Source organism: Acidovorax sp. A1169, assembly GCF_030704685.1.
Taxonomy (GTDB): domain Bacteria; phylum Pseudomonadota; class Gammaproteobacteria; order Burkholderiales; family Burkholderiaceae_C; genus Acidovorax.
Genome location: NZ_JAUZDX010000022.1, coordinates 35,777 through 58,779, shown reverse-complemented (window position 1 = coordinate 58,779; position 23,003 = coordinate 35,777). Strand labels below are relative to the sequence as shown.

Annotated in this window: 23 protein-coding genes; 16 read left to right on the top strand and 7 right to left on the bottom strand. The window is 67.8% G+C overall.

All coding sequences use genetic code 11. The annotated features are described in order from the left end of the window. Positions 1-14: 14 nt before the first annotated feature. Positions 15-1,475, top strand: a complete 1,461-nt coding sequence (locus QYL93_RS26505; RefSeq protein WP_305746527.1) for a cobyric acid synthase — start codon at positions 15-17, stop codon at positions 1,473-1,475. A gap of 25 nt (positions 1,476-1,500) precedes the next feature. Next, the gene (gene cobT, locus QYL93_RS26500; RefSeq protein ID WP_305746481.1) at positions 1,501-2,559 is read left to right on the top strand and encodes a nicotinate-nucleotide--dimethylbenzimidazole phosphoribosyltransferase; all 1,059 of its coding nucleotides are present in this window, start codon (positions 1,501-1,503) and stop codon (positions 2,557-2,559) included. A gap of 3 nt (positions 2,560-2,562) precedes the next feature. Here cobT and QYL93_RS26495 read toward each other — a convergent pair whose 3' ends face one another. Then, a complete protein-coding gene (locus QYL93_RS26495; protein ID WP_305746480.1) occupies positions 2,563-3,495 on the bottom strand; it encodes a LysR family transcriptional regulator in 933 nt (310 codons plus the stop codon). Positions 3,496-3,629: 134 nt separating this feature from the next. On the opposite strand from QYL93_RS26495, the gene QYL93_RS26490 reads away from it, so the two are divergent. The 3 genes from QYL93_RS26490 to QYL93_RS26480 are packed head-to-tail and all read left to right on the top strand — an operon-like array spanning position 3,630 to position 6,689. Beyond that, the gene (locus QYL93_RS26490) at positions 3,630-4,616 is read left to right on the top strand and encodes a tripartite tricarboxylate transporter substrate binding protein (RefSeq protein ID WP_305746479.1); all 987 of its coding nucleotides are present in this window, start codon (positions 3,630-3,632) and stop codon (positions 4,614-4,616) included. Positions 4,617-4,632: 16 nt separating this feature from the next. Beyond that, a complete protein-coding gene (locus QYL93_RS26485; RefSeq protein WP_305746478.1) occupies positions 4,633-5,814 on the top strand; it encodes a CaiB/BaiF CoA-transferase family protein in 1,182 nt (393 codons plus the stop codon). Next, positions 5,814-6,689, top strand: coding sequence for a CoA ester lyase (locus tag QYL93_RS26480; protein WP_305746477.1), 876 nt, complete (start codon positions 5,814-5,816; stop codon positions 6,687-6,689). The genes QYL93_RS26485 and QYL93_RS26480 overlap by 1 nt, the downstream gene beginning before the upstream one ends. On the opposite strand, the gene QYL93_RS26475 is transcribed toward QYL93_RS26480, so the two are convergent. Beyond that, positions 6,671-7,804, bottom strand: a complete 1,134-nt coding sequence (locus tag QYL93_RS26475; protein WP_235514797.1) for a GGDEF domain-containing protein — start codon at positions 7,802-7,804, stop codon at positions 6,671-6,673. The two genes, QYL93_RS26480 and QYL93_RS26475, sit on opposite strands and share 19 nt — an antisense overlap. Before the next feature lie 264 nt (positions 7,805-8,068). On the opposite strand from QYL93_RS26475, the gene QYL93_RS26470 reads away from it, so the two are divergent. The 7 genes from QYL93_RS26470 (at position 8,069) to QYL93_RS26440 (ending at position 14,315) form a co-directional block, all read left to right on the top strand. Continuing rightward, the gene (locus tag QYL93_RS26470; protein WP_305746476.1) at positions 8,069-9,169 is read left to right on the top strand and encodes an ABC transporter ATP-binding protein; all 1,101 of its coding nucleotides are present in this window, start codon (positions 8,069-8,071) and stop codon (positions 9,167-9,169) included. A 70-nt stretch (positions 9,170-9,239) separates the two neighbouring features. Next, the gene (locus tag QYL93_RS26465) at positions 9,240-10,532 is read left to right on the top strand and encodes a PotD/PotF family extracellular solute-binding protein (RefSeq protein ID WP_305746475.1); all 1,293 of its coding nucleotides are present in this window, start codon (positions 9,240-9,242) and stop codon (positions 10,530-10,532) included. Positions 10,533-10,632: 100 nt separating this feature from the next. Beyond that, complete coding sequence (locus QYL93_RS26460; RefSeq protein ID WP_057206278.1) at positions 10,633-11,547, top strand: ABC transporter permease; 915 nt, start codon at positions 10,633-10,635, stop codon at positions 11,545-11,547. 40 nt (positions 11,548-11,587) lie between these two features. Then, positions 11,588-12,481, top strand: coding sequence for an ABC transporter permease (locus tag QYL93_RS26455; RefSeq protein WP_057263804.1), 894 nt, complete (start codon positions 11,588-11,590; stop codon positions 12,479-12,481). 21 nt (positions 12,482-12,502) lie between these two features. Continuing rightward, positions 12,503-13,315 carry a GntR family transcriptional regulator gene (locus QYL93_RS26450; RefSeq protein WP_305746474.1) on the top strand — a complete coding sequence of 271 codons (813 nt, stop codon included), beginning with the start codon at positions 12,503-12,505 and terminating at the stop codon, positions 13,313-13,315. A gap of 5 nt (positions 13,316-13,320) precedes the next feature. Continuing rightward, the gene (locus tag QYL93_RS26445) at positions 13,321-14,067 is read left to right on the top strand and encodes an aspartate/glutamate racemase family protein (RefSeq protein WP_305746473.1); all 747 of its coding nucleotides are present in this window, start codon (positions 13,321-13,323) and stop codon (positions 14,065-14,067) included. Positions 14,068-14,108: 41 nt separating this feature from the next. Further along, complete coding sequence (locus QYL93_RS26440) at positions 14,109-14,315, top strand: hypothetical protein (protein ID WP_305746472.1); 207 nt, start codon at positions 14,109-14,111, stop codon at positions 14,313-14,315. On the opposite strand, the gene QYL93_RS26435 is transcribed toward QYL93_RS26440, so the two are convergent. The 4 genes from QYL93_RS26435 to QYL93_RS26420 are packed head-to-tail and all read right to left on the bottom strand — an operon-like array spanning position 14,316 to position 17,809. Next, positions 14,316-15,236 (bottom strand): dioxygenase, encoded by a 921-nt coding sequence (locus tag QYL93_RS26435; RefSeq protein ID WP_305746471.1) that lies wholly within the window; start codon positions 15,234-15,236, stop codon positions 14,316-14,318. It abuts the gene before it with no gap. Between the two features lie 53 nt (positions 15,237-15,289). Continuing rightward, entirely contained in the window at positions 15,290-16,276 is a 987-nt protein-coding gene (locus tag QYL93_RS26430) for a tripartite tricarboxylate transporter substrate binding protein (protein WP_305746526.1), read from the bottom strand. Positions 16,277-16,322: 46 nt separating this feature from the next. Next, positions 16,323-16,598, bottom strand: coding sequence for a muconolactone Delta-isomerase (catC, locus tag QYL93_RS26425; RefSeq protein WP_305746470.1), 276 nt, complete (start codon positions 16,596-16,598; stop codon positions 16,323-16,325). Between the two features lie 20 nt (positions 16,599-16,618). After that, complete coding sequence (locus QYL93_RS26420; RefSeq protein ID WP_305746469.1) at positions 16,619-17,809, bottom strand: muconate cycloisomerase family protein; 1,191 nt, start codon at positions 17,807-17,809, stop codon at positions 16,619-16,621. Between the two features lie 142 nt (positions 17,810-17,951). Between QYL93_RS26420 and cynR the strand changes: the two genes are divergently transcribed. Then, positions 17,952-18,818, top strand: coding sequence for a transcriptional regulator CynR (gene cynR / locus QYL93_RS26415; protein WP_305746468.1), 867 nt, complete (start codon positions 17,952-17,954; stop codon positions 18,816-18,818). 130 nt (positions 18,819-18,948) lie between these two features. Here the strand turns inward: cynR and nth are convergent, their stop codons facing one another. After that, the gene (gene nth, locus QYL93_RS26410; protein ID WP_305746467.1) at positions 18,949-19,587 is read right to left on the bottom strand and encodes an endonuclease III; all 639 of its coding nucleotides are present in this window, start codon (positions 19,585-19,587) and stop codon (positions 18,949-18,951) included. A 126-nt stretch (positions 19,588-19,713) separates the two neighbouring features. Here nth and QYL93_RS26405 point away from each other — a divergent pair, with 126 nt between their 5' ends. The 3 genes from QYL93_RS26405 to QYL93_RS26395 are packed head-to-tail and all read left to right on the top strand — an operon-like array spanning position 19,714 to position 22,888. After that, positions 19,714-20,130, top strand: a complete 417-nt coding sequence (locus QYL93_RS26405) for a hypothetical protein (RefSeq protein WP_305746466.1) — start codon at positions 19,714-19,716, stop codon at positions 20,128-20,130. Further along, positions 20,115-21,293 carry a GNAT family N-acetyltransferase/peptidase C39 family protein gene (locus QYL93_RS26400; RefSeq protein ID WP_305746465.1) on the top strand — a complete coding sequence of 393 codons (1,179 nt, stop codon included), beginning with the start codon at positions 20,115-20,117 and terminating at the stop codon, positions 21,291-21,293. The genes QYL93_RS26405 and QYL93_RS26400 overlap by 16 nt, the downstream gene beginning before the upstream one ends. Continuing rightward, entirely contained in the window at positions 21,275-22,888 is a 1,614-nt protein-coding gene (locus QYL93_RS26395) for a RimK family protein (protein ID WP_305746464.1), read from the top strand. Before QYL93_RS26400 ends, QYL93_RS26395 begins: the two co-directional genes overlap by 19 nt. Positions 22,889-23,003: the final 115 nt, after the last annotated feature.

Below are 23,003 nucleotides of genomic sequence, written 5' to 3'. Positions count from 1 at the left end.
TGGCACGCTGCGTGATGGTGCTTGGCACCACCAGCGGCGCCGGCAAGAGCTGGCTGGCCACGGCGCTGTGCCGCTGGTACAGCAACCAGGGCTACAAGGTCGCGCCGTTCAAGGCGCAGAACATGAGCAACAACGCGCGCGTGGTGGCCAGCGAGCATGGCCACGGCGAGATCGGCAGTGCCCAGTATTTCCAGGCGATTGCTGCGCGCACCGTGCCCGACGTGCGCATGAACCCGCTGTTGCTCAAGCCCGAGGCCGACACCAAAAGCCAGGTGGTGCTGCTCGGCCAGGTGAGCGCCGAGCTCACGGCGCTGCCCTGGCGTGGCCGCAGCGAGCGCGTGTGGCCGCAGATCGCTGCTGCGCTCGACGCGCTGCGTGCCGAGAACGACGTGGTGGTGATCGAAGGCGCGGGCTCGCCCGCCGAGATCAACCTGCATGCCAGCGACGTGGTGAACATGCGCGTGGCGCGCCACGGCGGCGCCCGCTGCCTGCTGGTGACCGACATCGACCGCGGCGGCGCCTTTGCCCACCTGTACGGCACCTGGGCCCTGCTGCCCGAAGACGAGCGTGCGCTGATCCATGGCTTCGTGCTCAACCGCTTTCGCGGCGATGCCACGCTGCTCGCGCCCGCGCCGCAGATGCTGCAGGAGCTGACCGGCGTGCCCACGGTGGCCACCATCCCCATGCAGTGGCACCACGGCCTGCCCGAGGAAGACGGCGTGTTCGACGACCGCAGCACGGCGGCCGGCGCGGTGCACACGACGGTGGCCGTGATTGCTTACCCGCGCATCAGCAACCTCGACGAATTCCAGCCGCTCAAGAACGTGCCCGGCGTGCGCCTGGTGTGGGTGCGCAGCCCTGCCGAACTGGCGGGCCTGAAAGCCACGGACTGGGTCGTGCTGCCCGGCTCCAAGGCCACGGCGTCCGACCTGGCCTGGCTGCGCGCGCAGGGGCTCGACGAGGCCATCACTGCGCATGCGGGGCAGGGCGGTCGCGTGCTCGGCGTCTGCGGCGGCTTGCAGATGCTGGGCGAGGCGTTGATCGACACCGCCGGCATCGACGGCAACGCGCCAGGTCTCGGTCTGTTGCCGCTGGTCACCACGTTCGAGCCCGCCAAGACTGTGCAGCGCAGCACCGTGCGCTTCGGCGCGCTGCGGGGTGCCTGGGCGGCACTGTCGGGCATCGCCGCCAGCGGCTACGAGATCCACCACGGCCAGACCGCACAGCACCCGGCCATGGCGGCCGGTGGCGACGTGGCGCGCGAGGTAGTGCCTGGCCTGGCCTGGCAGAACGGCGTGGGCAATGTGCTCGGCCTGTACCTGCACGGCCTGCTCGAAGACCCCGCCGCGCTGCAGGCCCTGTTCGGCCGCGAGGGCGCCGCCCCCGTGCCCACGCTCGACGCCGTGATGGAGGGCCTGGCCCGCACGGTGGATGCCCATTTCGAACCCGGCGTGCTGAATGCGCTGGTGGCCTGATCCCATTCCCTTACTTGACGAACCCATGTCCTTCGCTATCCCCACCATTGCCGACATCACCGACGCCACGCTCACGGCGCGCCTGCAGCACATCCTCGACTTCAAGACCAAGCCCCTGGGCTCGCTGGGCCGGCTCGAGGCGCTGGCCCTGCGCATCGGCCAGGTGCTGGGCACCGAGGCACCGCAGCTCGTGCAGCCGCAGATGCTGGTCTGCGCGGGCGACCATGGCATTGCGGCGCGCGGCGTGTCGGCCTTTCCGAGCGACGTGACCTGGCAGATGGTGGAGAACTTCCTGGCCGGCGGTGCGGCCGTGAGCGTGCTCGCACGCCAGCACGGCCTGGCCCTCACGGTGGTGGACTGCGGCGTGGCCAAGCCGATTGCCGAGCGCGATACGCCCCCGGGTGCGCCGCGCCTGCTGCTGCGCAAGGTGGCGCCCGGTACGGCCGATGCATCGGCGGGTCCGGCCATGACGGCTGAGCAGTGCGGCCAGGCCATCGCCAACGGCGTGGAGGTGGTGCGCGGCCTGCCGGGCAATGCGCTGCTGCTGGGCGAAATGGGCATTGCCAACACCTCGGTGGCCTCGCTGCTGCTGGCGCGCCTGGCCGGCCTGCCGCTGGCCGAGGTGACGGGTGCGGGCACAGGCCTGGACGCGGCCGGCATCGAGCGCAAGCGCGCCGTGCTGCAGCAGGCCCTGGATGTGAACGCCGAAGCCACGAGTCCCTTCGACGCGCTGGCCGCCCTGGGCGGCTACGAGGTGGCCACCCTGGTGGGCGCCGTGCTGCAGGCGGCGGCCGAGCGCCGTGTCATCGTCGTCGATGGCTTCATCACCAGCGCCGCCGTGCTGGTGGCCAGCCGCCTGCAGCCGGCCGTGCTGCAGCGCTGCGTGTTTGCCCACCGCTCGGGCGAGCGCGGCCACAGCCTGATGCTGGCGCAGATGCAGGCCGAGCCGCTGCTCGACCTGGGCCTGCGCCTGGGCGAGGGCTCGGGCGCGGCGCTGGCCTGGCCGCTGCTGCAGTCGGCTTGCGCGGTGCTGGCGGAGATGGCTAGCTTCGAATCGGCCGGTGTGGACAACCGCGTAGGCTGAGATTCAGCGCTTGCGCCGTGCCTTGGCGGGCACTGCCGCAAGCGCCTTCTGGTGGTGCGCACACAGCAGGTCGATCAGCGACTGCGCATACGCCGGCATGCGCGCCTCCTCGCGCACCAGGATGTAGCGCTCGCGCACGCTCCAGGTGTCTTCCAGGTCGATCAGCACCAGGCCCATGGGGGCGAGGTAGCGCCGGGCGGCGCTCTCGGGCACGATGCCGATGCCCACGCCGGCACCGATCATGCGGCACATGGCGTCGAAGCTGGACAGCTGCACGCGCAGTTTCTGCGGCTGCCCGAGCTGCTCGGTGACCTGGGCCAGAAAGACCTGCAGCGTGCTGGCCGGGTGCATGCCCACCATGGGCTCGTCCAGCGTCTGGGCAAAGGCCATGCGCCGGCGCCGGGCGAAGCGGTGGCCGCGCGGCACCACCAGGGCCAGGCGGTCGGTGCTGAAGTAGATGGCGGTGAGGCCCAGCGTGTCCACCTGGCCCGCGACGATGCCGATGTCGGCCCGGCCGTCGAGCACGCCGCGCGGGATCTCGGCGTTCGGTTTTTCCTGAAGCTCCACATTCACGCGCGGGTTGGCCGCGAGGAAGGCGGGCAGGATCTCGGGCATGAAGTCCGTCACCGCCGTGGTGTTGGCGAACACGCGCACATGGCCGCGCAGGCCACCGCTGTACTCCTGCAGGTCGGTGCGCAACTGCTCGGTCTGGCGCAGCACGCCGCGTGCGTGGTGCAAGAAGGCCTCGCCCGCCGGCGTGGGGCGCATGCCGCGCGCTTCGCGGTACAGCAGCGGCATGCCCGCCTGCTGCTCCAGCGCCTTGATGCGCGCACTGGCGGCCGCCAGCGACAGGTGCCGTGCCGCTGCGGCGCGGGACAGGGCGCCCTGCTCGGCCGTGAGCACGAACAGGCGCAGATCGGTCAGGTCGAATTGCATGGCCGCATGTTACTGCCGCGCGTGCGAGGTTTCGATTCTGGCGAAGGCTTGGTTCTGAAATGCGTGATTGTGCGCGGGCGGCGGGGCGGCGAACATCCGTGCTCATCCGAGAACACGCCAAGGAGACAAACCGCATGAAGTTCGCCGCCCCCCGCGCCATCGCGCGCCGCACCGCCCTCGCTGCCCTGCTCGCCGCACCCCTGTGGGCCGCAGCACAGGCCAGCTACCCCAGCCGCCCCATCGTGATGGTGGTGCCCCAGGCAGCAGGCGGCACCAACGACATCGTGGGCCGCCTGGTGAGCCAGAAACTCGGCGAGGTGCTGGGCGGCGCCACCGTGGTGGAGAACCGGCCCGGTGCGGGTGGCAACATCGGCACGCAGTTCGTGGCCAAGGCGCCCAAGGACGGCTACACCCTGCTCATGACCATCAGCAGCAGCCAGGCCATCAACCCGGCCCTCTTCAAGAACCCTGGGTTTGATCCGGTCAAGGACTTCAAGCCCGTGGGCCTGATCGGTTCCGTGCCCAACGTGCTGCTGGTGAACCCCGACTTCCCGGCGCGCAACATGGCCGAGCTGGTGGCTTTGGCCAAGGCCAAGCCGGGCCACTACCAGTACGCATCGGCCGGCAATGGCACGCTCAACCACCTGCTCGGTGAAATGCTCAACAGCATGGCCGGCATCCAGCTGCAGCATGTGCCCTACAAGGGCGTGGCCCCGGCCATCAACGACGTGCTGGGCGGGCAGTTGCCGATGGTGTTCGCGAGCATGCCCTCAGCGCTGTCGCATATCAAGGCCGGCAAGCTGCGCGCGCTGGCCGTGAGCGGCGCCACGCGCTCCCCCGTGTTGCCCGACGTGCCCACCATCGCCGAAACGGTGGCCGGCTACAACGGCACGCTGTGGATCGGACTGTTCGCGCCCGCGGGCCTGCCGGCTGACATCCAGACCAAGCTGCAGGACGGCATGGCCACGGGCATGGCCGCCAAGGACCTGCGCGAGCGCCTGGAGGCGCAGGGCGTGGAGATCGCGCCCAAGACCACGCCGGAGCAATTCGCCGCGCTGTTGCAGGAGGACCTGGCCAAGTGGGCCAAGGTGGTCAAGACCTCCGGCGCGACAGTCGACTGAGCACGGGAGCCAGCCAATGACCCGCCCCCTGGACCACATCACCGTGGTGTCGCTCGAGCATGCGATCGCCGCCCCGTTCTGCACCCGCCAGCTGGCCGATCTGGGCGCCCGTGTGATCAAGGTCGAGCGCCCTGGCGGCGGCGACTTTGCGCGCGATTACGACACAAGGGCAGAGGGCATGGCCTCGCACTTCGTCTGGGTCAACCGCTCCAAGGAAAGCCTCACGCTGGACCTCAAGCAGCCCGAGGCCCTGGCCGTGTTGTGGGAGCTGCTGGCCAGCGCCGATGTGCTGGTGCAGAACCTCGCCCCCGGTGCCACCGCGCGCATGGGCCTGTCGTGGGAGGCCCTGAGCGCCCACAACCCGCGCCTCATCGTCTGCGACATCTCGGGCTATGGAAGCGATGGCCCCTACCGCGACAAGAAGGCGTATGACCTGCTGATCCAGAGCGAGGCGGGCTACCTGTCGGTGACCGGTACGCCCGAGGAGCCCTGCAAGTCGGGCAACTCCATTGCCGACATCGCGGCGGGCATGTATGCCTACACCAGTGTGCTTGCCGCGCTGATGCAGCGCGAGAAGACGGGGCAGGGTTCGCGCATCGATGTTTCCATGCTCGAATCGCTGGCCGAGTGGATGGGTTTTCCGATGTACTACGCCTACGGTGGCGCCACGCCGCCGCCGCGCAATGCCGCATCGCATGCCACCATCTACCCCTACGGCCCCTTTCTGGCCGGCGACGGTGGCACGGTGATGCTGGGCCTGCAGAACGAGCGCGAGTGGAAGCTGTTCTGCGAACATGTGCTGCTGCAGCCGCAGTTGGCCGCCGACCCGCGCTTTGACAGCAATGCCCGGCGCAACGCGCACCGGGCCGAACTCCGGGCCCTGATCCTCGCCGTGTTCGGCACGCTCACGGCCGCGCAGGTCATCGAGCGGCTGGAAGCGGCGCGCATTGCCAACGCGCGCATGAACACCATGGCCGAGGTCTGGGCGCACCCGCAGTTGCAGGCGCGCGGCCGCGTGCAGCAGGTGGACACGCCCGAAGGGCCGCTCGACGCTTTGCTGCCGCCCGGCGCGCACAGCAGCTTCGACTACCGCATGGACCCGATACCCGCCGTGGGTGAGCACACCGAGGCCATCCTGCGCTCGCTGGGGCGTGGGGAGGGGCACCTGGCGGCGCTGCGCGCCAGCAAGGCCATCTGATGGCAGTGCCGTCCACCCACCAGGCAATGGCCCGCGCGACGGCCTTCCTCTTCGTGCCCGCCACCCGGCCCGAGCGCATCGCCAAGGCCCTGGCCAGCGGCGCAGGTGCGGTGGTCGTGGACCTGGAAGACGCGGTGGCGCCCGATGAAAAGGCGGCCGCGCGCATAGCCTTGGTGGCCGCCGTGAAGGCTTTGGAGCCAGCGCAGCGCGCGCGCCTGCTGGTGCGCACCAATGCCGCCGGCACGCCCTGGCACAGCGACGATGTGGCGGCCGTGGCCGCCTGCGTGGCCCTGGGCCTGGCCGGTGCCATGCTGGCCAAGGCCGAGTCGTCAGTGGCGCTGGCCGCCGTGGCCCAGGCGCTGGGCCCGCAAGGACTGCTGGTGCCGCTGGTCGAATCGAATGCGGGGCTAGATGCGCTGGATGCACTGGCGCAGGCACCGCAGGTGGTGCGCCTGGCGTTTGGCCACCTCGACTTGCAGGTGGATCTGGGCATGGAATGCGCTGCCGACGAGGCCGAGCTGCTGCCCGTGCGCCTGGCGCTGGTGCGCGCCTCGCGCCGCGCAGGGCTGGCCGCGCCGGTGGATGGCGTGACCACGGCCACCGACGACCTGGCGCGCCTGGCCGAGGACACGGCGCGCAGCCGGCGCATGGGCTTTGGCGGCAAGCTGTGCATCCACCCCGCGCAGGTGGTGCCGGTGCAGGCCGCCTTTGCGCCCCAGCCGCAGGAACTGGCGTGGGCGAGAAGGGTGCTGGCGGCAGCACCCGCACACGGCGGGGCCGTATTTCGGCTGGAAGGCCGCATGGTCGATGCGCCGGTATTGGCGCTGGCTGCCCGCCTGCTGGCGCGCTCGGTAGATCAGCCTACAGCCGTCTGATTGCGCCCCTGCGCCTTGGCCTGGTACAGCGCGGCATCGGCGCGTGCGAGCATGGCGTCCAGCGTGTCGCCGGGGCCGTTCCATTGGGTCAGGCCGATGCTGACCCGGCAATCGAGCGGGTGGCCCACGGCCAGCGTGGCGTGGATGCGCCGGGCCACGTTGAGCGCTGCGACGGCATCGGTGCCGGGCAGCACCACCATGAACTCTTCGCCGCCATAGCGGCCCATGCGGTCGGGCGTGCGCAGCACGGCCAGGGTGCGTTGCACGAAGTGCACCAGCACCGCATCGCCATGCTGGTGGCCGCAGCTGTCGTTCACGGCCTTGAAATGGTCCAGGTCCAGCATCATCAGCGAGGGGCCGCCGCCGTAGCGGCGCGCGCGCTCCAGTTCCTCTTCGCAGCGCTGCAGCAGCGCGCGCCGGTTGAGGGCCGGGGTCAGCGAGTCGTGCGTGGCCAGGTGTTCAAGCTCGGTGCGCAGCCGGTCGGTGGCCATGAGCAGCGCGCCGATGGAGAGCATGAGCACCGTGAGCGCATAGGCGCCGATGTACAGGTTCTGGTAGACCGATGGCTCCATGAGGTTGTCGCCCGCAAACCCCGCGAAGATGGAGCCAAGCCGCACCAGAAGCACCGTGAGGTGCAGCACCAGCACCACCTCCACCAGTCGCACCGGGAAGTTGCTGCCCCCATGGCGCAGCAGAAAGCGCAACTGGGCGCCGTAGATGCAAGACATCACCAGCGTGAAGAAGCTCAGCCGCACGCTGTAGTTGGGCCAGCCATAGGACAGCCAGGTGAATACGCCCAGGCACACGGTCAGCACCGCGCCCCAGATGCGCCAGGTGTGGGCGTGCCCCAGAAAGGCGCGGGTACCCATGTAGTAGGTCATGGTGCCCAGCACGAGCAGCATGTTGGCGCCTACCAAGCTCATCCAGTCGGGCACCAGGCTGCGCGCGCTGAAGAGTGCGGTGGATGCCAGCCAGAACACCGGTGCCGCTGCCCAGGAGCTGATGCCCCGGATGTGGGCCGGGTAGTAGCGCCGCATGCAAGCCAGCACGATGGCCATCAGGGCGGACATGAATCCCGCCAGGGCGATCATGGAGCGAGGGTCGAGATTCGTCATCCTGCAGTACTGCGGTGGGACGGGGGGCGCCTCGTAAGGAAATGTTTCTGCGACTTGCCAGTATAGCCAGTGACCGGGCTGCACTGGCACCTGTCCGTGTGCGCAGATGGTGCCGAATGGCTTATGTGGTAGTAGCGCGACGTCGTTTTTGGTGCCGCGCGGCCCAAGGCGGGAGCGGTTGCGCACGATATCGGTGCATTTTGTATACAAACTGCGCGAAACATTGTGCGCAAAGGCTGGCACGCAGATTGCGTAGATCATGGCATGCAAGACACCACGCCTGCCCAGCCCCCGACCGCCATCGAGATCGTGGCGCTTACCAAGCGCTACGCCAGCGGCAAGCCCGCCGTGGACGCCATCGACCTGCGCATCGCTAGCGGCAGCTACTGTTGCCTGCTGGGCCCTTCGGGCTGCGGCAAGAGCACCACGCTGCGCATGATCGCCGGGCACGAGTCGGTGACCAGCGGCGACATATTGCTCGAAAACCGCAACATCACCGACCTGCCCGCCGCCGCGCGCGGCACGGCCATGATGTTCCAGAGCTTCGCGCTGTTCCCGCACCTTTCGGCGCTGGACAACGTGGCCTTCAGCCTCAAGATGAAGGGCATGGCCAAGGCCGAGCGGCAGGCCAAGGCGCGTGATCTGCTGGAGCGCGTGGCCATGGGCCACCTGGCCGAGCGCAAGCCGGCCGAGCTCTCGGGTGGGCAGCAGCAGCGCGTGGCGCTGGCGCGTGCGCTGATCACCCAGCCGCGCGTGCTGCTGTTGGACGAACCCCTGTCGGCGCTCGACCCGTTCTTGCGCATCCAGATGCGTGCCGAGCTGCGCCGCTGGCAGAAGGAGCTGGGCCTGACCTTCATCCATGTGACCCACTCGCAGGAAGAGGCCATGGCCCTGGCCGACACCATGGTGGTGATGAACCACGGCGTGATCGAGCAGGTGGGCTCGCCGCACGAGGTCTACAACCGGCCCGCCAGCGAATTCGTGGCGCGCTTCATGGGCGGTCACAACGTGATCGATACACCCGACGGCAAGGTCGGCGTGCGCACCGACCATCTGCAGGTGCTGCCGCAGGGCACGCCGCTGCCCTCCAGGGCCCTGCACATGCAGGCCGTGGTCACCGACGTGGAATACCAGGGCACCTACGTGCTGCTGGGCCTGCAAAAGCAGGGCGTGGCCCTGTCGGCGAACTCCACGGCCGCCTACGCAGTGATGGTCTCCGAAGCCGCCTTTGCTGCGCAGCCCTACACGGTGGGGCAGGCGGTGCAGCTGCATTGGACCCCCGAGCAGGCCCATTCTCTCTCCCCGCAGGCGGTACCTGTGTCCGCGCCCGTGGCGACGGCCACTGCCCAGGCCGTGCCGGCCTGAGTTTTCCTCTTTCTTTCGTTGTCCGCTGTCTGTTTCCACCCCTCCACTTTGCAAACCAAGGAGCTCTCCCATGTCCGACGACTCTCGTGCCGATTCCCCCGCTGTTGCCTCTGACACCACCGGCGTGCAGCGCCGCTCGCTGCTCAAGGGCACGGCGGGCATCCTGGCCGCAGGCGTGTTCCCGGCCGTCCATTCGCAGGAAAAGATCGTGCTGCGCTACCTGGGCACGGCCGTGAACCAGGACAAGGCCATCGCCGAGAAGTTCAAGGCCGACACCGGCATCGAGATCCAGTACGTGGCCGTGACCACCGACGACGTGACCAAGCGCGCCGTGACCGCACCCAACAGCTTCGACCTGATCGACACCGAATACTTCTCGCTGAAAAAGATCGTGCCCACGGGCAACTTGAAGGGCATCGACACCAAGCGCATCAAGAACGCCGACAAGATCACCACGCTGTTCACCAACGGCATGGTGGCCGGCAAGGCCGTGGGCGACCAGGGCACGGCGCCCAAGAAGGTGATCTACCTGGAAGGCGAGAAGTCCAAGAAGTTCGCGACGGCGCCCACGCAGTTCATGTCGCTGATCCCCACCGTGTACAACGCCGACACGCTGGGCATCCGCCCCGATTTGATCAAGCGCCCCATCAACTCCTGGGCCGAGCTGCTCAACCCCGAGTTCAAGGGCAAGACCGCGATCCTGAACATTCCCTCGATCGGCATCATGGACGCCGCCATGGTGGTCGAGGCCATGGGTATCTACAAGTACCCCGACAAGGGCAACATGACGAAGAAGGAGATCGATCTCACGATCAAGACCCTGATCGAGGCCAAGAAGCAGGGCCAGTTCCGCGCGCTGTGGAAGGACTTCAACGAGTCGGTGAACCTGATGGCATCGGGCGAAGTAGTGATCCAGTCGATGTGGAGCCCGGCCGTCACCGCCGTGCGCACCAAGGGCATCGCCTGCAACTTCCAGCCGCTCAAGGAAGGTTACCGCGCCTGGGCCGCCGGCTTCGGCCTGCCGGCCACCCTGTCGGGTCGCAAGCTCGACGGCGCCTACGAGTTCATCAACTGGTTCCTCGATGGCTGGGCCGGTGCCTACCTGAACCGCCAGGGCTACTACAGCGCCGTGCTGGAGACCGCCAAGTCCAAGATGGAAGCCTACGAGTGGGCCTACTGGATGGAAGGCAAGCCCGCCACGCAGGACATCAAGAGCCCGGGCGGCGACGTGCTGGCCAAGACCGGCGCGGTGCGCGACGGCGGCAGCTACGAAGCGCGCATGGGCGGCATTGCCTGCTGGAACGCCTTGATGGACGAAAACAACTACATGGTCCAGAAATGGAATGAATTTGTAGCTGCATAAGAGGGGCCGTCACGCCCGCCAGGGCGTGCCCCGCTGCCCCGAGCGGGGGCGGCATGCCCTGCGCGCGGCGCAGGGCTTTCACAGGTTATTCCAAGACACCATGAGCACCACCACCACACCGTCTCTGCCATCGAGCGCCGCCCCCGGGCGCGGCATTGCCGCCTGGTGGCAGGCCGCGCCGTTCACGCTGGTGTTCGCGCTGTTCTTCCTTATTCCGCTGGCGCTGATCGTGATGGTCAGCTTCTGGGACTTCAACGAGTACGAGCTCTTGCCCGGCTTCACGTTCAAGAACTACATCTCGATCTTTGCGGGCTGTGGCGATGCGTCGGAGGGCCTGTGCGTCACGCTCAAGACGTATTACTCCACACTCAAGTTCAGTTTTCTCGTGTGGCTGATCACGCTGGTGATCGGCTTCACCGTGGCCTATTTCCTGGCCTTCCACGTGCGCTCGTCGGGCATGCAGACGCTGCTGTTCGTGCTGTGCACCATCCCGTTCTGGACCTCCAACGTGATCCGCATGATCTCGTGGGTGCCGCTGCTGGGGCGCAATGGCCTGGTGAACCAGAGCCTGATCAGCATGGGCATGGTCGATCAGCCCATCGAGTGGCTGCTGTTCTCGGACTTCTCGGTGGTGCTGGCCTTCGTGCACCTGTACACCATGTTCATGATCGTGCCCATCTTCAACAGCATGATGCGCATCGACCGCAGCCTCATCGAGGCGGCCAGCGACAGCGGCGCCAGCGGCTGGCAGACGCTGTGGAACGTGATCGTCCCGCTCTCGCGCACCGGCATCATCATCGGCTCGATCTTCGTGATCACCATCATCATGGGCGACTTCGTCACCATCGGCGTGATGGGTGGCCAGCAGATCGCCTCCATCGGCAAGATCATCCAGGTGCAGACCTCGTACCTGCAGTTCCCGCTGGCCGCGGCCAATGCCGTGATTTTGCTGGCGGTGGTGCTGATGATCATCTGGGGGCTCACGCGCCTGGTCGACATCCGCAAAGAGCTTTGAGCACCACCTGCGCCGCCGACAACCTCCACAGGACATCCGCATGAAAGCCCGCATCCGCGAATCCCGCCCCGCCAGCTTCTGGCTGCTGGCCATCGTGTTCAGCCTGTTCGTGCTGTTCATGTACGGGCCCATGTTCGTCATCTTCATCCTGAGCTTCCAGGGCCCCGAGGGCGGGCTCACCTTCCCCATGCGCGGCGTCTCGCTGCACTGGTTCTACAAGCTGGCCGAGGGGCTGGGCGTGGTCGACATCGGCGCGGCGCTGTGGCGCTCGCTCGGCCTGGGCGTGGCGGTGATGCTGTGCACGGTGGTGCTGTCGGTGCTGGCGGGCCTGGCCTTTCGCAAGCGGCTGGCGGGGGGCAACACGCTGTTCTTCATCGTCGTGGCCAGCCTGATCATGCCGTCCATCATCGTCTCGCTGGGCATCGGGCTGGAGTTCCGGCTCATCGACAACGGCATCAAGGCCGCCCTCGAATGGCTGGGCATGGAGAGCACGCTGGAGGGCTACGGCACCTCGCTGGGTCTGTTCACCTCGGCCCTGGGCGCACACCTGACCTGGACCTTGCCGTTTGGCCTGCTCATCATGTTCGCGGTGTTCAACCGCTTCAACCCGGCCTACGAAGAGGCGGCGCGCGACCTGGGTGCCACCCCCTGGCAGGGCTTTGCCCACGTGGTGCTGCCGCTGATAGCGCCCTCGGTCGTGGGCATCGGCATGTTCGGCTTCACCCTGAGCTGGGACGAGATCGCCCGCACCTCGCAGGCCATTGGCGACGTGAACACGCTGCCGCTGGAGCTGCAGGGCCTGACCAGCACGGTGACCACGCCGTCCATCTACGCGCTGGGCACGCTGACCACGGTTGTGTCATTCGTGGTCATGGGCATCACGCTGGCGCTGGTCTGGGCGTTGGGCCAGCGCAAGAAAGGGCGGGCCGGCTGAGCCGCACGCCATGAGACTTCCATGCGCATCCGTGCCGACGATTCCATCATGACCGCCGCCCCGAAGCCCCGGCGCCGTGCTGTTGCGGCCAAATCCTCCGAGCCGGCCGACCTGCCTGCCGACAGTGCTGCAGCCACGGGCGGCCTGTTCAGCGACAACGATATGTACGAGCGCATGGTCTCGGCCATCCTCGACCACCGGCTGCCTCCGGGCACCAAGCTGGTGGAGGACAAGCTGGCGGCGGCCTTCGGAGTGTCGCGCACGCGCGTGCGGCCGGTGCTGGTGCGCCTGGCCAACGAGCAGGTGGTCACGCTCACGCCCAACCGCGGCGCGTCCATCGCCCAGCCCACCCCCGAAGAGGCGCTCGAAGTCTTCGAGGCCCGCCGCCTGCTGGAGCCGCGCCTGGTGGAGCTGTTCATCGCCAACGCCACCGACGAGCACATCGCCGCGCTGCGCGCCTGCATTGACGACGAAGAGGCCGCCCGCGCCAGCGGCGACATGCGCCGCGCCATCCGCCTGTCGGGCGACTTCCACCTGCACATCGCGCAGGCTGCCGGGCACCAGACGCTGGGGCGCATCCTGCGCGAGCTGGTGTCGCGCACCTCGCTGATCCTCATGACCTACAGCCCCAGCCATGCGCGCGAGCGCGAGGAGGCCACCGCCTGCGGTTGCCGCGAACACCGCGCGCTGATCGACGCCATCCGCCTGCGCGACGCCAAGGAGGCCGCGCGCCGCATGCTCGACCACTTGGCGCGCATCGAGTCGCAGCTGGAGTTCACCCCGCCCGCGAGCGAGGCGCCGGATCTCATGAGCCTGCTGGGAATGGCGGGCTGAGCAGCATGCGCCACCTGCTGGTCATCAATCCGAACACTTCGCCCAAGGTCAGCGCGCTGCTGCAGCAGCATGTGCAGGCCGCTGCGGGCTCGCATGTGGTGGTGCGCACGGCCACCGCACGCTTTGGCGCGCCCTACATCGCCTGCGAGGCCAGCTACGCCGTGGCCGCGCATGCCGCGCTCGATGCCTGGGCGCTCGACTTGTCTACCCAGTCCTCGGCACCCAGCGCTGTGCTGATCGGCTGCTTCGGCGACCCCGGCCTCATGGCCTTGCGCGAAAGCAGCCCCGTGCCCGTCACCGGCCTGGCCGAAGCCTCTTTCATCGAGGCCGCGCGCCACGGCCGCTATGCCATCGTCACCGGCGGTGAGCGCTGGGGCCCCATGCTGCAGCGCCTGGCCCAGGCCCTGGGCCATGCCCATTCGCTGGCCGGCATCCACACCGTGGCGCCCACTGGCGCCCAACTGGCGGCCGACCCCGTGGCCGCCCGTGCGCTGCTGGCCCAGGCCTGCCGCGACGTGGTGCGCCAGATGGGCGTGCAGTCCGTCATCCTGGGCGGCGCGGGCCTGGCCGGCATGGCGGCGGCCGTGCAGTCCCAGGTAGGGGTGCCCGTGATCGACAGCGTGGTGGCGGGCGCCCATTGGGCTTTGCGGGCCAATGCCGTGCCGCCGGAGCGCAGTGTGCCGGCGTTCGATGTGGCGTGGGAGGGGGTGTCTGCGGAGATGGCTGCGCTGGGGCTGCGCCAAGCCGGGTGAGCGAATTTGACAGAGGCTGGGCCACGGGATAGTGTGCGGCCATGGCACCTGCAAAATACTATGCACTCTCGCTGGTCGAAGCGGAAGACTCTTTAGCCGCGATCTTTCCTGATGAACTGCTGTCCCATATGCAACTCAGGCTTGGCGACGAGCTGTATGTGACAGAAGGCAAAGACGGTAGCCTGTTCATCAGCGCGAAGAAGCCAGACCCTGCGACACACCATGCGCCCCAGAACCTGGCTGGTTAGTCAAGCCGTCGTAGCCACCCTCTCCATGCGCGTCAGCGGCAATGCCTCGTCGTCGCTGGCGGCCCTGGGCAGCACGAAGTTGAACACCGAACGCGTGAACGGCGCGGTGATACCCAGCGATTCGTAACCTGCTGGCGCCACATTGCGCTCCAGCTCCACGATCAGCCCGTCGCGCGTGGCAAACGCGAAGTCATCGTCGATGTAGCTGTCACCCGGAATGTTCACTTGTGTGGTCAGCGTGCGCATGCCGGGGGCCGCCACCAGGAAGTGGATGTGCGCGGGACGCTGGCCGTGGCGGCCAAGCGCCGCAAACAGGTCTGCGACGGGACCGGTTGGAGGAATCGCATAGCCTGGCGGCAAAAAGCTGCGAAAGCGGTAAAAGCCCTTGGCATCGGTCTCGATGCGCCTGCGCAGCTCGTAGGGCTGCATGCCTGGGAAGAAATGCGAGTAGCCGCCTTTCTCGTTGGCATGCCACACGTCCACCATCGCATGGGGCACGGGCTGGCCATCGAGGTCCAGCACCTGGCCTTCCATGATGAAGATCTCGCCCTTGGGCTCGCCTTCGTCGACCCGCACTTCCACCTGGAAGGTAGGGGCGCCCGCCACGAATAAGGGGCCCTCGATCGCACGGGGCGTTCCGCCCTCGCGTCCAGCCTTCTGGTCGGCCTCGTCGGCGCGGATGTCGAGCAGGCGGTCGAATCCCAGGCCGGCCGTGATCAGGCCCGTCTGGCCCGCGGCACCCAGGCGCGTGAGCCAGGCGGTGGCAGCCCAGAATTCGTCGGGGGTCACGTCGAGCTCGTCGATGGCCTTGAACAGGTCGGTGACGATGCGCTCGGTCAACTGGCGCACGCGCGGGTTGCCAGGGGCGATCTTCTTCGTGTTGACCAGTTCGAGCAACTGGGCCTGGGTGAGTTCTGCCATGTTTTTGTCTCCTCTGTGGGGTGGTTCGTGGGAAGGAATTGCCGGGGTGTTGCTCAATCGAGCTTGATGTTGCGCTCCGTGATCAGCTTGGCCCAGCGCTCGGATTCGCGCGTCAAGTGCCTGGCGAGTTCGGCGGGCGTGGAGCCCACGGGCTCGGCACCGATGGTCTCGAAGCGGGCCACGACGTCGGGCTGCTTCATGGCATCGCGCAGGGCGGCGTTGAGCTTGTTGACGATGGGCGCGGGCGTGCCCGCAGGCATGAACACCGCGAACCAGGGCGAGACCTCGTAGCCTGGCAGGCCGGCCTCGGCCAGCGTGGGCACGTTGGGCAGGGTGGCCGAGCGCTTGGCCGTGGTCACGCCCAGCGCGCGCAGCTTGCCCGACTGGAGGTGCGGCCGCGCCGAGGTGATGCTGTCGAACATGTAGTTGATCTGCCCGCCCAGCAGGTCGGCCACGGCCGGGCCGCTGCCCTTGTAGGGGATGTGGAGCATGTCGATCTGCGCCAGCGAGTTGAACACCTCGCCCCCCAGGTGGATCGATGTGCCGTTGCCGGCCGAGCCATAGGTGAGCTTGCCCGGCGCCTTGCGCGCGGCGGCGATCACGTCGGTGGCGGTCTTCACATCGGGCTGGGTGGCATTGGTCACCAGCACGTTGGGCACCACGGCCAGCAGGCTCACGGGGGCGAAGTCCTTGAGGGGGTCGTACGACAGCTTGCCGTACAGCGGCTTGTTGGTGGCCATGCCGATGGAGGTGATCATCAGCGTGTAGCCGTCGGCCGGCTGCCTGGCCACGAACTCGGCACCGATGTTGCCGCCCGCGCCGGCCTTGTTCTCGATCACGAAGGGCTGGCCCAGCGCCTGGCCGGCCTTCTCGCCCAGAGTGCGGGCAATCGCGTCCATGGCGCCACCAGGCGGGAACGGCACGACCCAGCGGATGGGCTTGTTCGGCCAGTTGGCGGCCGGTGCCTGGGCGTGTACGGCGGGCCAGGCAGCCATTGCCATTGCGGCGCCCAGCAGGCCGAGCACCTGTTGTCGTTTCATCATCATCTTCATTTCTTGTCTCCGGGTCTTGTCTTTGTAGCGGTTGTCAGATCGCAGAGGGGTGCCTTGCCAGTGGCGTCACCGAGATCTTCATGAACGGGAACAGCGGCAGGCCCTGCAGCAACTGGTGCAGCTCGTCGTTGGAGGCCACGTCGAAGACGCTGTAGTTGGCGTACTCGCCCACCACGCGCCAGATGTGCGGCCAGCGGCCATCGCGCTGCAGCTCCTGCGAATAGGCCTTTTCGCGGGCCTTGATGTCATTGGCCTGGTCGGCGGGCAGGTCGTGGGGGATGTGTACATCCATGCGGACGAGGAACAGCATTGCGGAGTTCTCCTTTTTTCTTAAACGGTGGTGGCCTGGCGGCCCAGGTCGATGTGGACGGGCGCCTTGCCTTCGCGGGCGCGGTCGAAGCGGTCGAGCTGCGCCAGCGAGACTTCCACGCCAAAGCCCGGGCCGTTGGGCAGCTGCAAGGCAAAGTCGGCAATCGGCATCTGGGTTTCCACGATGTCGTCCACCAGCAGTTGCGGGCCGAACAGCTCGCAGCCATGGTGCTGGCTGCCCAGGGTGCAGAACACGTGGGCCGACGCGGCGCTGCCCAGCGAGGTCTCGAGCATGGTGCCGCCGTACCAGCCGATGTCCGCCGCCTCGGCCACCGCTGCCACCTTGCGCGTGCGCAGCAGGCCGCCGTGCTTGGCCACCTTGAGCGAGAACACGTGGCAGGCCTGGCCGCGCGCCAGGGCCATCGCGTCCTGCGGGGTGCACACGGTTTCGTCGGCCATGATCAGGGCGTCGCGTCCCAGCGCAGCGGTCAGGCCCTTCAGGGCCTCGATGTTCCAGTGGGCCACCGGCTGCTCGATCAGCGTCACGCCGGCTTCCACCAGCTGCGGCAGGTAGCGGCGCGCGGTGTTGCCGTCCCAGGCCTGGTTCACATCCACCGTCAGCGTGGCGCGGCCTTGCAGGCCGCGTGCGATCTGCGTGACATGGGCCACGTCGTCGGCCGGGGCGTTGGCGCCGATCTTCATCTTGAAGATGTGGTGGCGCCGCTGCTCCAGGCGCAGCTGGGCTTCCTCCAGGTCGCGCTCCACGTTGCCGCTGGCCAGGGTCCAGGCCAGGGGCAGGCTCGCGTGCACCTTGCCGCCCAGCAGTTGCCAGGCTGGCAAGCCCAGGGTGCGTGCCACGGCGTCGATGAGTGCCATTTCGACGGCGCTCTTGGCAAAGGCATTGCCCTTGCAGGCCTTGTCCATGCGCGCCAGCGCCGCCTCGAAGCCGCCCGCACCCTGGCCCAGCAACGCAGGGGCCAGGTACTGGGTGATGGCGTGGTGGATGCTCTCGGGCGACTCTTCGTTCCACGAAGGACCGCCGATGGTGGCCGCCTCGCCGAAGCCGCAGGCGCCGTCGGCCAGCCACAGCTGCACGATGACCGGGCTCTGGCGGCTGATGGAGCCGAACGAGAGCTTGTGCGGGCGGATGGTGGGGATGTCCAGGATGCGCGCTTCGATGCGCTCGATGGTGAAACCACCGGGGTTGTTCATGGGGGAGGCCTTCGGTCGATGAGCGGGAAACGGTTCAAGGCGAAGGTTAATTTTTGTGCGCCTGCAAATCCAATGATTCATTTGCAATGCATCGTTCGATATCATCGATGGATTAAAGGCTGCCAACTGAAGGGACCGCCCCATGGAGATCCGCCAGCTTCGCTATTTCCTCGACATCGCGCGCACCGAGCACCTGACGCAGTCGGCGCAGAACCTGTTCGTCACGCAGTCCACGCTGTCGCACGGCCTGCGCCAGCTGGAGCAGGAACTGGGCGTGGCGCTGTTCGACCGGCTGGGCCGGGGGCTCAAGCTGTCGCAGGCGGGGGTGGCCTTTCGCACCTATGCGGCACGCGCGCTGCAGGAGATAGAGGCCGGCCGAATGGCCCTGGCCGATATGGGGGCGCTGCAGTCAGGCTCACTCACCGTGGGGGTGATCCCGACCTTCTTGCACACCCTGGTGCCGGCGGCGGTGGCGGCCTTCAGCAGCGCGTACCCGGGTGTCAACGTGGTCGTGCGCGATCTGCGTGCCGGGCCCATCGAGGAGCAACTGGTGCAGGGGCAGCTTGATGTGGGCATCGCCTTTTATCCCACCGAGCGCGAGGAGATCGAGACGGAGCCGTTGTTCGAGGAGCGGCTGCAGTTGGTGGTGAACCGGGCGCATCCGCTAGCGCGACGGCGTACCCTGGCTTTGAGGGACCTGGCGGGCGTGCCCTTGGCCATGTTGCCGCGCGCGTTCACTACACGGCGCCTGATTGATGAGAGCCTGCGGGCCGCCGGGGTGGTGCCTTTGGTTCGGGTGGAGATGGAGTCGGTGGAGGGCTTGCTCGATGTGTGCCGGTGGGGGGATCTGGCGAGCATTGCGCCGGAGCGGGCTGCTCTGCAGGCGGCAGACCTGCACTCGATCAATCTCCATTCGCCGGGGATGGTGCGGCATGCGGGGATTTTGTGGCGCAAGGGGGCTTCTCGGAGTCGGGCGGCGTTGGAGTTTGCTGGTTTGTTGAGGCCTTGAATTTTTGGCTGTGGTTGCTGTGTGCTTTTGCTGAGGGCGGGAGCCGGGCGCACACCCCGGCCTCCGCCCTCAAAAAAGGCATGAATCAACCAGCGTCAACGGCCACGGATAAGAGCCAAGAGCCAAGAGTTCAAGGCGCCGCCGTCTTCGGCTCGTAATCACAATACCGCGGCACCACACACTCCCAACACCGCGGCCTGCGCGCCACGCACACATACCGCCCCAGCAAGATCAGCCAGTGGTGCGAATCCACCGCATACGCATCCGGCACCCGCTTCACCAACTGCAACTCCACCGCCAACGGGTTCTTGCCCTGCGCCAGCCCCGTGCGGTTGCTCACTCGAAAGATGTGCGTATCCACCGCCATCGTGGGCTGGCCGAAGGCCACGTTGAGGACCACATTGGCCGTCTTGCGGCCCACGCCGGGCAGGGCCTCCAGTTCCTCGCGCGTGCGCGGCACCACGCTGCCGTGCTGCTCCACGAGGATGCGGCAGGTAGCCATCAGGTTCTTCGCCTTCGTGCGGTACAGGCCGATGGTCTTGATGTAGCCCTCCAGCCCTTCGAGCCCCAGGTCCAGGATGGCCTGCGGCGTGCCCGCCACCGGAAACAGCTTGCGCGTGGCCTTGTTCACGCCCACATCGGTGGCCTGGGCCGAGAGCAGCACGGCGGCCAGCAGCTCGAACGGGGTGGTGTACTCCAGCTCCGTGTTGGGCATGGGGTTGGCGGCCTTGAGGGCGGCGAAGAAGGGTTCGATCTGCTCGGTTTTCATGGTGGGGAGGGGCTGTTGTTCTTGTCGGGTGCTGCATTGTCCCGCAGTGGATTCTTCACGGCGATTTGACGGCCGCAGCGCGTTTCTTTACAACGAATTTATACCGTGCTGCCTAGACTGCAATGCATGTCCAACCCACTGCCTGCCGCCAGCTCCGAAGCCGCCTGGCTCCCTGGCGCAGGCCCCCGCATGCTGCACCCTAGCCCTTCCCTGGTTTCGCTCCACCGCGTGGCGCTCGGCGCTGCTGCCCAAGACAGTCCCGATGACCTCGTGGTCCTTCCGCTGCGGTTGTCCGGCGCCGAAGTGCCTGCCGTGCGGCGCGCCCTGCACCGCATCCTGGGCCCCCGCCTGGCCTGCTACCGCATCGGGATGGATGTCGCGCGCCACGGCATCTGCGCCCACATCCACCTGCGCCGCAGCGAGCTGGCCACCTGCATGGGCCTGCTCACGGCCGGCATGCCACAGGCCGAGTTCGGCCGCATTGAGCGGCAGACAGGCGCAAGCACAAACACAAGCACAGGCATCCCATGCGTGGTGCATTGAGGGGGCTGCCTTCTGCACCACCCGCCAACGGCCCCATTGGCCTGGGCACGCTGGAGGATGCGCCTGCACTCGATGCCCTGGAGCGCGCTGCGTTCACCGGCGACCGCATTGCCCTGGCCAGCTGGCGGCGCCTGCTGCGGAGCCCTTCGGCCCGGGTGCTGGTGGCCCGCGATGGCGCAGGCGAGTGCGCAGCGGTGCCCGGCGCCTGCGTGGTGCTGCTGCGCCGGGGCACCTTCGTCGCGCGCTTGTACTCGCTGGCCGTCGCACCGCAGGCTCGCAACAGTGGGCTGGCCAGCGCCTTGGTCACCGAGGCCCTGGCCCATGCACGCCGCGCAGGCTGTGCGCTGCTGCGGCTGGAGAGCCGGGCCGACAATGCCGGCGCCCACCGCCTGTTCCGGCGCTTCGGCTTCGTGCCCTCGGGCCGCAAGAGCGCCTACTACGAAGACGGCGTGGATGCCCTCTGTTTCCAGAAGGACCTGTTCGACGACAAGGGCCAGGGCGCGCACCCGGTGCTGCGCAGCGCGCGGCACTATGGTCAGACGCTGGACTTCACCTGCGGCCCCTGCGCGCTGCTGATCGCCATGTCGGCGCTGGACCCGGCCACCGTGATGGACCAGGCGGCCGAGATACGCCTGTGGCGCGAGGCCACCACGGTGTTCATGGCTGCGGGCCACGGCGGCTGCGGGCCCTTCGGCCTGGCGTGCGCCGCGCTGCACCGCGGCTTCGAGGTGTCGGTCTATGCCGCTGCGGGCTCCTCGCTGTTCATGGACAGTGTGCGCGAGCCGCACAAGAAGCGCGTCATCCAGCGCGTGGAAGACGACTTCCAGGCCGAGCTGGTGGCGCGCGGCGTGCCCATCTTTGCGCTGCCGGTGTCTGCCGAGGGGGTGATCGAGCAACTGCGCCTGGGCCATATCCCCATCGTGCTGATCAGCCTCTGGCGGCTGCACCGCGAGAAGTCGCCGCACTGGGTGGCGATCGTGGGGTTCGACGGCGCGGTGTTCCGCGTGCTCGACCCTATGGCCCGCTCAGGCGAGAGCGACGGCGGCATGTCGGTGAGCCTGGCCGAGTTCAAGAAGATCGCCCGCTACGGGCGCCGCCGCCAGACGGCGGCCGTCATCATTGCAAGCAAGAAAGAAGTTCCCCCGTGTCCTCAGAACATGTGATCGTGGTCGAAAAGCGCTCCGATTTCCGCTGGAGCGACCCCGGCGTGAAGATCGTCACCGCCGAGGAGTTCATTGCCGAAGGGCCCCAGGCACGCAGCCGGGTGCGCAAGGTCACCAACCTGTGCCGCAGCTACAGCTACCTGGGCATCGGCTACTACTGCTCGCTGCTGGCCGAGGCGCGCGGCGACCGGGTGACACCGGGCGTGGAGGCCATCCTGGGCCTGGCGCGCGGCAAGGCGCGGGCGGCTTCCATCGCCGTGCTCGACCGCCTGGTCGGCCCGCTGCCGGGCATACCGCGCTCGGTCAGCACGCTCACGCTGCAGGTGTTCTTCGGGCGAACGGAAGACGCCGAGTTTGCCGCGCTGGCACGCAAGGGCTTTGAGCTGTTTCGCTGCCCGCTGCTGGAGATCGTCGTCGAGCGCTGCGATGCCCCGCAGGGCTGGCATGTGGCAGCCCTGCAGGCCCTGGACCCGCGCGACGTGGACACGCACCGCGACGAGGTCTTCACCGAGGCGCTGGGCCACTTCACGCGGCGCAGCTGGCGCCCGGTGGCGGCCGTGGCCGCGCCGCGCATGGACCTGGCCATATTGCATGACCCCACCGATCCGCTGCCGCCTTCGAGCGCGGCCACGCTGGGCAAGCTCATCGCCGTGGGGGACAGCATGGGCATTGCGACCGAGCTGATCGAGAAGAAGGATTTTTCGCGCCTGGCGCAGTTCGACGCCCTGTTCATCCGTGAAACCACGGCCGTCAACCACCATACCTTCCAGTTTGCCAAGCGGGCGGTGGCCGAAGGCATGCCCGTCATCGACGACCCGGTCTCCATCCTGCGCTGCACCAACAAGGCCTATCTGGCCGAACTGCTGCGCGGCCACGGCATTGCCACACCGCGCACGCACATGCTCAGCCGCCGCACGCTGGCGGATTTCCAGCATGGGCTGGCCTACCCGGTGGTGGTCAAGGTGCCCGACGGCTCGTTCAGCCGCAGCGTGAAGAAGGCCGACCACTTTGCACAACTGCAGGAGATCGCGCGAGAGATGCTCAAGGAGTCGGAAATCATCCTGGTGCAGGAGTACATGTACACCGATTTCGACTGGCGCATCGGCATCCTCGCGGGCCAGCCGCTGTTTGCCGCCAAATATTTCATGTGCGACGGGCACTGGCAGATACTGCAGCACGGCGACAACGGCCAGTACACCGAGGGCCGCACCCTGGCCGTGGCCCTGCCCGATGTGCCACCCCATGTGCTGGCCGTCGCCACCGCCGCAGCGCGCCTGGTGGGCGATGGCTTCTACGGCGTGGACCTCAAGTGCAACGCCAGCGGCGCCCATGTGATCGAGATCAACGACAACCCCAACCTGGATACCGGGGTGGAGGACGCCATAACCGGGGATGCCGTGTACCGCAGCCTGCTGGGCCACCTGCTCACCCGCATGGAGCAGCGCCTGCACAGGGGGCAGGGCGGTGCGGGCAGCCTGGCTGTGCCGGGGCTGCAGGCGGGAGATGGCGCAGCCGTGCAGATCACCCCGCCTTTGTCGTCGTCTGTCGCCGTCTCGGAACTGAGGTCCGCGACACGCATGGCACGTTGCGCCTGATCAGGCAGGCGCCTGCGCCCTTTTGCCAAGAGGCAGCCTGCGGCCCCCACCGGGCCAGGCAGGTTGATGCCCAGGACCCAAGAAAACAATACGCGGGCGAAAAAATCGCTGGTGT

What these genes read in the sequence shown, in the direction of transcription:
- QYL93_RS26505 (WP_305746527.1), top strand. Translation starts at nt 15, where the DNA reads ATGGTGCTTGGCACCACCAGCGGCGCCGGCAAGAGCTGGCTGGCCACG.
- cobT (WP_305746481.1), top strand. Translation starts at nt 1,501, where the DNA reads ATGTCCTTCGCTATCCCCACCATTGCCGACATCACCGACGCCACGCTC.
- QYL93_RS26495 (WP_305746480.1), bottom strand. Translation starts at nt 3,495, where the DNA reads ATGCAATTCGACCTGACCGATCTGCGCCTGTTCGTGCTCACGGCCGAG.
- QYL93_RS26490 (WP_305746479.1), top strand. Translation starts at nt 3,630, where the DNA reads ATGAAGTTCGCCGCCCCCCGCGCCATCGCGCGCCGCACCGCCCTCGCT.
- QYL93_RS26485 (WP_305746478.1), top strand. Translation starts at nt 4,633, where the DNA reads ATGACCCGCCCCCTGGACCACATCACCGTGGTGTCGCTCGAGCATGCG.
- QYL93_RS26480 (WP_305746477.1), top strand. Translation starts at nt 5,814, where the DNA reads ATGGCAGTGCCGTCCACCCACCAGGCAATGGCCCGCGCGACGGCCTTC.
- QYL93_RS26475 (WP_235514797.1), bottom strand. Translation starts at nt 7,804, where the DNA reads ATGACGAATCTCGACCCTCGCTCCATGATCGCCCTGGCGGGATTCATG.
- QYL93_RS26470 (WP_305746476.1), top strand. Translation starts at nt 8,069, where the DNA reads ATGCAAGACACCACGCCTGCCCAGCCCCCGACCGCCATCGAGATCGTG.
- QYL93_RS26465 (WP_305746475.1), top strand. Translation starts at nt 9,240, where the DNA reads ATGTCCGACGACTCTCGTGCCGATTCCCCCGCTGTTGCCTCTGACACC.
- QYL93_RS26460 (WP_057206278.1), top strand. Translation starts at nt 10,633, where the DNA reads ATGAGCACCACCACCACACCGTCTCTGCCATCGAGCGCCGCCCCCGGG.
- QYL93_RS26455 (WP_057263804.1), top strand. Translation starts at nt 11,588, where the DNA reads ATGAAAGCCCGCATCCGCGAATCCCGCCCCGCCAGCTTCTGGCTGCTG.
- QYL93_RS26450 (WP_305746474.1), top strand. Translation starts at nt 12,503, where the DNA reads ATGCGCATCCGTGCCGACGATTCCATCATGACCGCCGCCCCGAAGCCC.
- QYL93_RS26445 (WP_305746473.1), top strand. Translation starts at nt 13,321, where the DNA reads ATGCGCCACCTGCTGGTCATCAATCCGAACACTTCGCCCAAGGTCAGC.
- QYL93_RS26440 (WP_305746472.1), top strand. Translation starts at nt 14,109, where the DNA reads ATGGCACCTGCAAAATACTATGCACTCTCGCTGGTCGAAGCGGAAGAC.
- QYL93_RS26435 (WP_305746471.1), bottom strand. Translation starts at nt 15,236, where the DNA reads ATGGCAGAACTCACCCAGGCCCAGTTGCTCGAACTGGTCAACACGAAG.
- QYL93_RS26430 (WP_305746526.1), bottom strand. Translation starts at nt 16,276, where the DNA reads ATGAAACGACAACAGGTGCTCGGCCTGCTGGGCGCCGCAATGGCAATG.
- catC (WP_305746470.1), bottom strand. Translation starts at nt 16,598, where the DNA reads ATGCTGTTCCTCGTCCGCATGGATGTACACATCCCCCACGACCTGCCC.
- QYL93_RS26420 (WP_305746469.1), bottom strand. Translation starts at nt 17,809, where the DNA reads ATGAACAACCCCGGTGGTTTCACCATCGAGCGCATCGAAGCGCGCATC.
- cynR (WP_305746468.1), top strand. Translation starts at nt 17,952, where the DNA reads ATGGAGATCCGCCAGCTTCGCTATTTCCTCGACATCGCGCGCACCGAG.
- nth (WP_305746467.1), bottom strand. Translation starts at nt 19,587, where the DNA reads ATGAAAACCGAGCAGATCGAACCCTTCTTCGCCGCCCTCAAGGCCGCC.
- QYL93_RS26405 (WP_305746466.1), top strand. Translation starts at nt 19,714, where the DNA reads ATGTCCAACCCACTGCCTGCCGCCAGCTCCGAAGCCGCCTGGCTCCCT.
- QYL93_RS26400 (WP_305746465.1), top strand. Translation starts at nt 20,115, where the DNA reads ATGCGTGGTGCATTGAGGGGGCTGCCTTCTGCACCACCCGCCAACGGC.